Source organism: Cyanobium sp. BA20m-14 (assembly GCF_024346295.1).
Genome location: NZ_JAGQCR010000130.1, coordinates 1 through 8,633 on the forward strand (window position 1 = coordinate 1; position 8,633 = coordinate 8,633).

The 8,633-nt window shown below is 66.0% G+C and carries 10 protein-coding genes; 6 read left to right on the forward strand and 4 right to left on the reverse strand.

Annotation, left to right across the window (positions count from 1 at the left end; genetic code table 11):
• Nucleotides 1-110: 110 nt before the first annotated feature.
• Both KBZ07_RS12120 and KBZ07_RS12125 read left to right on the forward strand, forming a co-directional pair.
• Nucleotides 111-458, forward strand: a complete 348-nt coding sequence (locus KBZ07_RS12120) for an RNA-binding protein (protein WP_254931855.1) — start codon at nt 111-113, stop codon at nt 456-458.
• Between the two features lie 309 nt (nt 459-767).
• The gene (locus KBZ07_RS12125) at nt 768-1,640 is read left to right on the forward strand and encodes an LCP family protein (protein WP_254931856.1); all 873 of its coding nucleotides are present in this window, start codon (nt 768-770) and stop codon (nt 1,638-1,640) included.
• On the opposite strand, the gene KBZ07_RS12130 is transcribed toward KBZ07_RS12125, so the two are convergent.
• Complete coding sequence (locus KBZ07_RS12130; protein ID WP_254931857.1) at nt 1,622-2,092, reverse strand: MgtC/SapB family protein; 471 nt, start codon at nt 2,090-2,092, stop codon at nt 1,622-1,624. The genes KBZ07_RS12125 and KBZ07_RS12130 overlap by 19 nt on opposite strands.
• 83 nt (nt 2,093-2,175) lie before the next feature.
• Here KBZ07_RS12130 and KBZ07_RS12135 point away from each other — a divergent pair, with 83 nt between their 5' ends.
• The 4 genes from KBZ07_RS12135 (at nt 2,176) to KBZ07_RS12150 (ending at nt 6,086) form a co-directional block, all read left to right on the forward strand.
• Nucleotides 2,176-3,153 carry an aromatic acid exporter family protein gene (locus KBZ07_RS12135; protein WP_254931858.1) on the forward strand — a complete coding sequence of 326 codons (978 nt, stop codon included), beginning with the start codon at nt 2,176-2,178 and terminating at the stop codon, nt 3,151-3,153.
• Complete coding sequence (locus KBZ07_RS12140; RefSeq protein WP_254931859.1) at nt 3,150-4,202, forward strand: aromatic acid exporter family protein; 1,053 nt, start codon at nt 3,150-3,152, stop codon at nt 4,200-4,202. Before KBZ07_RS12135 ends, KBZ07_RS12140 begins: the two co-directional genes overlap by 4 nt.
• A 106-nt stretch (nt 4,203-4,308) precedes the next feature.
• On the forward strand, nt 4,309-5,112 hold the full coding sequence (locus KBZ07_RS12145) for a TolC family protein (RefSeq protein ID WP_254931860.1): 804 nt from the start codon (nt 4,309-4,311) through the stop codon (nt 5,110-5,112).
• Nucleotides 5,007-6,086, forward strand: a complete 1,080-nt coding sequence (locus KBZ07_RS12150) for a TolC family protein (protein WP_254931864.1) — start codon at nt 5,007-5,009, stop codon at nt 6,084-6,086. Before KBZ07_RS12145 ends, KBZ07_RS12150 begins: the two co-directional genes overlap by 106 nt.
• 30 nt (nt 6,087-6,116) lie before the next feature.
• On the opposite strand, the gene KBZ07_RS12155 is transcribed toward KBZ07_RS12150, so the two are convergent.
• The 3 genes from KBZ07_RS12155 to KBZ07_RS12165 form a co-directional block, all read right to left on the reverse strand.
• Entirely contained in the window at nt 6,117-6,323 is a 207-nt protein-coding gene (locus KBZ07_RS12155) for a hypothetical protein (RefSeq protein WP_254931861.1), read from the reverse strand.
• Entirely contained in the window at nt 6,320-7,633 is a 1,314-nt protein-coding gene (locus KBZ07_RS12160; RefSeq protein ID WP_254931862.1) for an NHLP bacteriocin system secretion protein, read from the reverse strand. The genes KBZ07_RS12155 and KBZ07_RS12160 overlap by 4 nt, the downstream gene beginning before the upstream one ends.
• A gap of 18 nt (nt 7,634-7,651) precedes the next feature.
• The coding region (locus tag KBZ07_RS12165; protein WP_254931863.1) for an FAD-dependent oxidoreductase at nt 7,652-8,633 on the reverse strand (982 nt) is incomplete at its 5' end.

Below are 8,633 nucleotides of genomic sequence, written 5' to 3' on the forward strand. Positions count from 1 at the left end.
CATTTGCCGTGATTCAAAGGGTACGGCCTCTCTTTTGGCACCCCTAGTTCCCACTAGGACCACTAAGAACCGCAGCTTCGACCGAATCAGTTCCAGGATTTGCTCCAGTAATGACTATCTACGTTGGCAATCTTTCGTTCCAAGCTGAACGCGAGGACTTGCTTGATCTCTTCGGCCAATACGGAGAGGTGCGCCAGTGCAGCCTGCCCCTAGACCGAGAAACCGGTCGCAAGCGCGGTTTCGCTTTTGTCGAATTAGCCGACGATGCGGCCGAACAAAAGGCTATTGACGACCTTCAGGACGTCGAATGGATGGGGCGCATGATTCGTGTCAACAAAGCCACTCCCCGTGAAGGCGGCGGTGGCGGCGGTGGCGGTGGCGGTGGCAATCGTGGTGGCGGCAATCGTGGTGGCGGTGGATATGGCGGCGATGGCGGTGGTGGCGGCAACCGCTGGTAAATCCAACCCCATCAGCCTGTACTGCAAGCTCTCTAGCTCCGCCCTGAGCGACACCAACCCTGCCGCGGAAGCGCCACGGCAGGGTTATTTTTTTGCAGAGCGTCTAGCGGTGAAAGCGGTTGAAGACTCTGCTCTGCTCCATGGCATTTCCTGCAGGCCTGCGTCAACAACTTCATTAACTCGTTCGAGCCCGGCCACTCTAGGCAGCGGCAAGCCCCCATTTGTGAAAGGTTCGCTTGGTGCAATAGCTTTCAGGGGATGAGAACCCCTCCGGCCAAGCGGCCCCGCAAGCGGAGTAAACGCGGTGCCATGCTCCTGGCGATCGGAGTCGGCATGGGCGGAGGCCTGTTGCTGGCGGGGCCCCTCTCCGAACTGCTCAGCGACACCGCCTCAGGAGCAAATAACGCCATCACCAATCCGTTCGCGGCCTGGAGCGGCATCACCACCCAAGACATCCTGCTGCTCGGCACCGATGTGGGAGGTGGCAACACCGATGTGATCGCCAGCCTGCGAGTGGATGGGGGCATCACCCGGATCACCCAGATACCTCGGGACACCTACATCGAGGCAGAAGGCTACGGTCCCCACAAAATCAACTCCCTCTACAGCCTCGGGGGCACCGATCTGCTCAAACGGGAATTGGCCCGCAAGTTGGGTCGACCGATCACCCACCACCTAGTGGTGAACTTGTCTGCGATCCGGCGCATGGCCGACGCCCTCGGCGGAATCGAGGTGGACGTGCCGAAACGCATGGCCTACACCGACAACAGTCAGGGCCTATACATCGACTTGCAACCCGGCCTGCAAAATCTCAAAGGCCAAGACCTAGAAGGCTTCCTGCGCTTTCGCCACGATGAGATGGGCGACATCGGCCGACTGGAGCGCCAGCAAATAGCCCTACAGGCCCTCTTTCGCAAGCTCACCAGGCCAGAGCATCTGGTGCGCCTGCCAATCCTGCTGGCTGCAGCAGGTAAGGATCTGAAAACCGATCTGGGCCCCATGGAGCTGGGTGGCCTTATCACCGCCATGGGCACGACCCAGCTTGAAACCAAGCGACTGGGCGGACGGCCCTTCTATCGCGATGACATCAGCTATTGGGAAGCGGAGTGGCCCCAGCCGGTCCTGGATGGCTCCAACGAAGCTGAAAGCAGCGGCGATGGCCGCTATCGCTTCCTCTTCTGATCTGCTGCAGGATCAATGTCTGGCCGCGACTCGCCGTTGCTCCGCTGAGACAGGGTGATCAGGGCCAGAACCAGGGCCACCCCGGCAAGCAAGGGGGTGGAGGCGGCTACGGTCACCCCGAGGGCAGCCGTAAACCAGATCGAAGCCGCACTGGTGAGTCCGCGCACCTCAGGCAGGCCCCTCTTGTCAGCAGCAGGAGGCACCAGGATCTCGCCCGCCCCCAAGAAGCCAATTCCGGTGGCTACCCCCTGAATCACCCGGCTGCGGGCCTGGGGGTCGTCACCTGCCGCCAGCACCATCAGGCAGGCACTGAGACCGACCAACACATGCACCCGCAGGCGGTTGGGATGGCTGGTATTGCCGTGGTGGGCGCGGTTGATGCCCACGGCCAGGCCGCAAAGCACCGCCAGACCCAGACGCAGCAGGATCTGAAAATCAAGGGTGAAAGGCAATGATCCGGATCCAACCACCCCAATCATCGATCGCACTGGACGGGAACGCCAGAATCACCGCAAGGCTGTGATCCCTGTCCCGCGTGCTGAGCCACCCCGCCCTGCGCGCCGCCCTCAAGATCGGTTTGGCCGCCGCCCTCGCCGGCGCCTGGGCAATCAGCTTCCGCGATGTGCGCTTCGTCTGGTATCCGCTGTTGGCGGTGGTGATGTGTATGGACGAGACCGATACCCGGGTCCTGGCAGCGGCCCAGGGCCGGGTGCTGGGCACGATCGCCGCCGGCATCGTCAGTTTTCTGGTGCACACCCTTCTAAGTGGCTGGGTGGGGCTGACGGTGTCGTTGCTGGTGGTGGTGCCCCTGCTGCGGCTGATGCGCTGGCAGGCCGGCCTCGCCACCGGAATCGTGATGTGCTCGATGCTGTTTCTGGTGGCCGATTACGCCGAGCTCAACTGGCTCTACGTCGTCAACCGCACGGCCGACACTCTGGTGGGAGTGGCGGCCACCCTGCTGGTGAATGCCCTGTTCTGGCCCATCAACCGGCTCGCGGAGATGGGCCAACTGGAGCGGCAGCTGCGGAGTCTGCTGGGCCAACGCCTGGAGGCGATCCGCCGCCAGCTCAAAGATCCAGCAGCCGGCGACGGGCGAGCCAGTCAGCCGATCGTGGGTAGTCGCCTCTGCCAGCAACTCAACCAGCTGGTGAACGATGAGTTGCGCAGCAACCCCCGCGGCGCAGCCAAGCAGCATCACTGGCGCCAACGCAGCCTGCTCTGGGAGCGCATCAACCACCACAGCCTGCAGCTGCAGCGTCTTGGGCAGCTGTTACCCCCGGGGGCCCTGGCCTCGACCGCGACACCGTGGCTGGAGCGGCTGCCGGCACTGCTCGGCCCAAGCCCGGCGCCAGAGGTGCTGGGCCTGCCGGAACGGAAAAGCCTGCAGGAGCTCGCCCTGGCGCAGGGGCTTCCCCCCTTGTTGTTGCTGGCCCTCGACGATGAGTTGCAACGGCTCACCCGCAGTGCCCAGAGCCTGGCCCTGGCCAGCCGAGGACATGGAGTCCGGCCATGAAAGCTCCTCCCCTGATCACGCGAACCGACTTGCGGCTGGCCCTCACCGCCGGGCTCTCAGCTGGATTCGTGATCGTGCTGGGCCTCACCGATCCGTTCTACGCCCCGTTGGCTGTGGGGGCGGCCCTGGGAGGCACCGTGGGCGCCACCCGCTTGCTTGGAACCCAGCGGGTGCTGGGCACCCTTCTTGGGGGAGTGATCGTGGCGATCGGGTTCAACACCATGGGCCAAGCCCTGCCCCTGCCCCTGGGGGTGGCTGTAGCCCTTGCCCTGACACGGATCTTCGGAGGATCCCTCGGCCTGCGTTCCGGTTACAAAGTGGCCGGGCTCGTAGTAGCCATGGGCTGGACAGTTCACCACACCAATCTGGCCAGCTGGATTCCCACCCGCCTGGTGGTGACCCTGATAGGGGTGTTGGCCGCGTGGCTGGCGGTGAGCCAGATCTGGCCCAGCAGGGCCCTAGAGCAGCACCAGGAACACTCCCAGCGACTGTTCGGCGAGATCGCCAACCTGCTGCGTGAACGAGCCAGACTGTTGCTGGAGCAGCGGGAACTGGAGGCCAGCGCCCGTCTGCAGCGACGCAACCAGCTGGTTAATGCCACCCTCCAACTCCAGAACAAGCGCCAGGAGGCCAGCCAGGAGCTGGGCCGGGACGGCATGGGAGAAAGGATGCAGCGCCTCTGGGACCTGCAGGAGCAATGGCTCAGCGCCGTTATCAGCCAGTACCGAACCATGCTGCGCCTGCCGGTGGTGCCGTTGACCAGTCCCGGCCTGAAAGCCCTAATGGAAGCGGAACACTTTCTCCTCAAAGACCTAGCCGACCAACTCGATGGCTGGGCCAAGCACTGGCCCAGCGCCCCACCGCTGGGGGCCAATGCCGCCGCCGGTACGGACCTGGAGCGGCTGGAGCAGGCTGAAAAGTCAGCCTTCCAGGATCCCCTTGCCACAGCGGTGTTGCTGGGCAGCAGCGGTGGACGCCGGGCGATCACATGCCACCAACTGGTCGAAGCCAGCCGAGGCTTCGAGGCCGCTTGGGCTGCCGTGCCCTGAGCTGCCGTGCCCCGAGCTGCTGTGCGGGAAAGTGCACACCCCACCTAGGCAAGAGGACGTTCCATTCAGCAGACTGACCTACTTGAGGGGGCTAAACGGAACCACCGTGGCAATCCGCAACCGCGCCCTGACCCTGGTGCTGCTCGGCATCCTTCCGGCCCATGGGGCCCCGGCTGCCCTAGCAGCGTCGCTCCCAGCCCGCAAGTCCCCACCCCAGTCCACCGCGCTGATTGAGCGCAGCTGGCAGCGCCTGGATGCGGAGCTGCGGGCACTCGACCAGCTGCTCCCCACCGAGCCCGAGCCCCCGGTGGGCGACGTGCTCAGCACCCCGGAGCTGCCCGCCAACCTGATCCGGACTAACCAACCCGCCGCCGGTCCGATCCAACCCGCCGACACGGTGACCGGTCCGCCGCTGGATCTGCCCAACCCCCAGCAGCTTCAGGCTGGCGGCGTTGCCAGCCTCAGCCTGGAGCAAGCCCTGGCCATCGCCTTCGCCAACAGCGCAACCCTGCAGGCCCAACGCGAGCAAGTGGCCGCCGCCTTGGCCAGCGTCCAGGCCGCCATGGGGACCTACTGGCCCACCATCAGCGCCTTTGCCAACGGTGGCTACGAGGGCAGCCGCACCACCACCACCGCGAAAAAGCCGAACGACAACCTGGGCTTTGGCCCCCAGTTCTCACCCACAGGGCTGCTCGACTCAACTGGAAACCCCACCGCCGGCCCCTTCTATGTGCCCAACGGCGGTTCCGTGGCGGCGACCTCCGGGGAATGGGGCGTTGAGGGGGACTGCAGCTCAACTACGCCCTGCTCGACTTTGCGCGCACGCCCACGGTTCGGGCGGCACGCGCAGTCCTTGAACGGCAGCGCAACACCTACGCCAACCAGCTCCGCTCCCTGCAACTGCAGGTGAGTGAGGCCTACTACTCCCTGCAGCAAGAGGAGCAGCTGGTGCGCGTCTACGACGCCAACCTGCGCAACGACTTGGTAGTCCTGCAGGACACGCTCGACCTCAAGCAGGCGGGTCTGGTGCCCAGGCTCGATGTGCTGCGGCGCCGGGCCATCCAGGCCGCCGATGAAGAGACCCTGATCCAGGCTCTGGCCGACCGGGCGGTGGCGCGCCGCCAACTGGCGGTGCTGCTCAACCTGCCCGCCAGCGTGACCCCCAGTCCCAGCGACCCGATCGTGGTGCAGCCCCGCTGGCCCCTCGATCTGGAGGCCAGCCTGCTGGCGGCCTACCGGGGCAATCCGGAGCTGGAGGCGATCCTGGCCACTCGAACGACTCTGCTCCAGCAGAGCCAGGCCACCGCTGCGGGCCTGCTGCCACGGTTGTCGCTGTTTGCCAACGCCGGCGGCAGCGGCTCCCAAACCAGCCTGGGCGACTTCGAGCTAGGTGGAGGGGGCTGCTGCGGCTCCACCGCCCTGCCCCTGAGCACCACCAACGGTTGGGACTGGTCGGTGGGTTTGACCTTCACCTGGCTGCTGTTTGATGCCGGCACCACCGCAGGCCAGGCCCGTGCCCTGACCAAACAGGCCGCGGCCACCGCCCAGCAGTACGCCGCCACGCGCAATGACATCCGCCTGCGGCTCGAACAGGCCTTCTTTAACCACGAAGCCAGCCTGGCCAAGCTGAGTTCAGCCCGCAGAGGCGTGGCGGCTGCCCTGGAGGCCTTCCGTGACGTGCGGCTGCGCTACCTAACCGGCCTCGACAGCGAGCTCAATCTCTCCAATACCCAAGACCGCCTGATCAACAGCCTGGTGCGGCGGATCAACGCCACGGTCAACGTGAACATCACCTACGCGAAGTTGCTGAAGGAGCTGCTGCCGATGCCCCGGGATCCCAACGCGCCGATCCAGCCGCAGCTGCAGATCAGCAGCCAACCCTGAGCAGAGGAAATAACAATGGCCCTGGTGGACTCAGGCGCTTGGCCGCGACGACCACCAGCGCTCGACGCGATAGAGCAGCACCACCACCAGCACCACCAGCCAGAACCACAGCTCCGGCGGGTTGGCGTTGAACAGGATCAGCAGCAGCACCACCTCGCTGACCAACCAGGGGAACTCTTGCCGCAGCAGGGGGTTGCGGATCCGGGGAAAGGACGGCGACTTCAAAGGGGAGCTCATGGAACGGTGTTGGGCTGGCGCAAGAAAGGCAGGTTCCAGCGTTGATCGATCCAGGGAGTGCGGTAGCCACCGGTGAGCGAACGCAGGCCGGGGATCACGTAGCTGATCGGCGAGCGCCACTCCACGTAGGCATGGGTCGACACCGTGAGGCCCTCGCGGATTGGGAAGACGCCGCTCCCCCCCGAGAGAGTCCAGCGATAGTCATCCACGCTGGAGGGATCCCGTTCCAGCTCAATTTCGCTACGCATCACCGGGCCGTTCTTGGTGAGTTCCTGGGCCAGCTGGGCGTTGCCGGTGGTCGTGGCGATGTCGTCCTCGGTGGCGGGCAGGGTGAGCACCTGCGTCACCTTGCCCACGATGCCGCCAAAGCGGCCGCGCTGGTTCCACTGCGGCACCACCTCCACGGGCAGCCCCAGCGGCAGGCGGCGGGCATCGGCGGGCGCGAAGTAGGACACCACCCGCAGCGGGCGGTCTTTGGCGCTGGGTTGCTCAGGCCGACCGATCGTCCCAAGCCGCTGGCCGGTGCCCACTGTCTGGCCGGCGATCACCTGCAGATCCAGCACCGTGCCGTCCCGGTCGGCATGCACCTTGCCGTCGAAGCTGATCTTGGCCTCGGTCACCTGGATCTGGCGCTTGAGATCGTCGATCTGATAACGGCGCTGCAGGGCCTGGGTTTCGATGCTGAGCTTCACCTGCTGGTAGTTGGTCACCACGTTCTTCTCGTTGATCTTCACGTCATCGAGATTCACGCTGGTGCTGGTGAGCCCCTGCTCCGCCGACACCACCTCAGAAGACAGCGGAGCCACCACCTCGCGCTGGGCCAGCCAATCAAGGTTGCGCAGTTTGCTGGCGTAGGTCGACTGCAATTCGCCGTAGCGACGGCGATCGTCGGAAAACTTGGCCAGAGACGTATCCAGGGCCCGCTTTTCGGTGAGCAGACGCAGGGCATCGCGCTCGTCGAGCTGGGCGTTATGGCGCTCCAACTGACGCAGGTTGCCGCGCTGCTGGTCGAGCTGGCGCTCCAGCACCGGCAGATACAGCTGCATCAGCACCTGGCCGCGCGCCACCGGCTGCCCCTCCTTGACGAACAACTCCCGCACCTGGCCGCCGGCACGGGCGTTGAGGATGCCGGCGTTGTCGGGGTAGATCAACACGCCCATGCCTTCCACCTCGGTGGGCACTGGCCAGAACAGGGCCCACAGCACCAGCACACCGCCCACCCCCGCCAGGCTCACGCCCACCTGATTGTGATCGCTCAGCCCTTGCCCGCGGGGCTTGGGCGCTGCTGCGGGGGGGCTGGGCTGAGTCATGGCGCCCAGCTTGCAGGATTAAAAGGCACCTGTCAGGCCCAGCTGCTGCAGGCGCCGCGTTGCCGCAGCTGCCTGCGCTCCCCCCGACACCAGGACCTGGGCCAGCAGGGGCGCCAACACCGGCACCTGGCTGAACCCCGCACTAAAGCCAGTGAACATCCACAAATCCGGCGCATCTGCCAGCGGACCCACCAGGGGCAAGCCCTCGCTGCAGAAGGCCACGGCCGCTTGGCGCAAGCAACCAGGCAACGCCGCTAGCGGTGCCCCCCAGGCTTGCGCCGCCAATTCTTGGCGCAGTTGCCTTTCCACCTCCAGAGGCGGCGGCTCTGGGCCCAGCTCCAGGCCTGGCCGCACCAGGGTGTGCTGGCCAAGCAGGGCCCCTTCTGCCCGGGGCACCAAACCGCCATCCACCAGCCACTCCGGCTGGCTCAGGCCAGCGGCGCGCCGCTCCAGGGCGACCCGCCCAAAGCTGACCGGCAGCCAGGCAGCCGCGCTGCCCAGCGGCGCCGGGAAGGAGGCCAGCTGCAGCGCCGCCGCCCAGCTGCTGCGCAAGCGCTTAGGCAGGGCCGGCCAGAGCTGGCGGCAGTGAGCACCTGCCGCCAGCACCAGCTGGGCAGCCGGCAGGCTGGAGCCATCACTGAGGGTCAATTCCCAGCCTGCCCCAGCCTGCGGCTCCAAGCGCTCCACCCGGCCCGTTTTGCACCTCACTCCGGCCGCCGCCAGCACCAGCGGCAAGCGCGCCGTCAGCACGGCGGAATCCACCTGGGCGAAGGGCAGCGGCCACCAGGCACTAACGGGGCGCCAACCGGCGGCAGCCCCGTGCAAACGCAAGCGGCAGGGCCGCCAGCCCAGGTCACCATGGCGTTCTTGCAGAAACCGCCAGCGCTTAGAGGCCCCGGCCGCCAAACGAGCTAAAGGGGTTGGAGCCAGGGGCCATCCCGGCAGAGCGCCATAACTGAGCTCTGAAGCGGAGCAAAGCCCATTGCTGGCGGGCGCATCG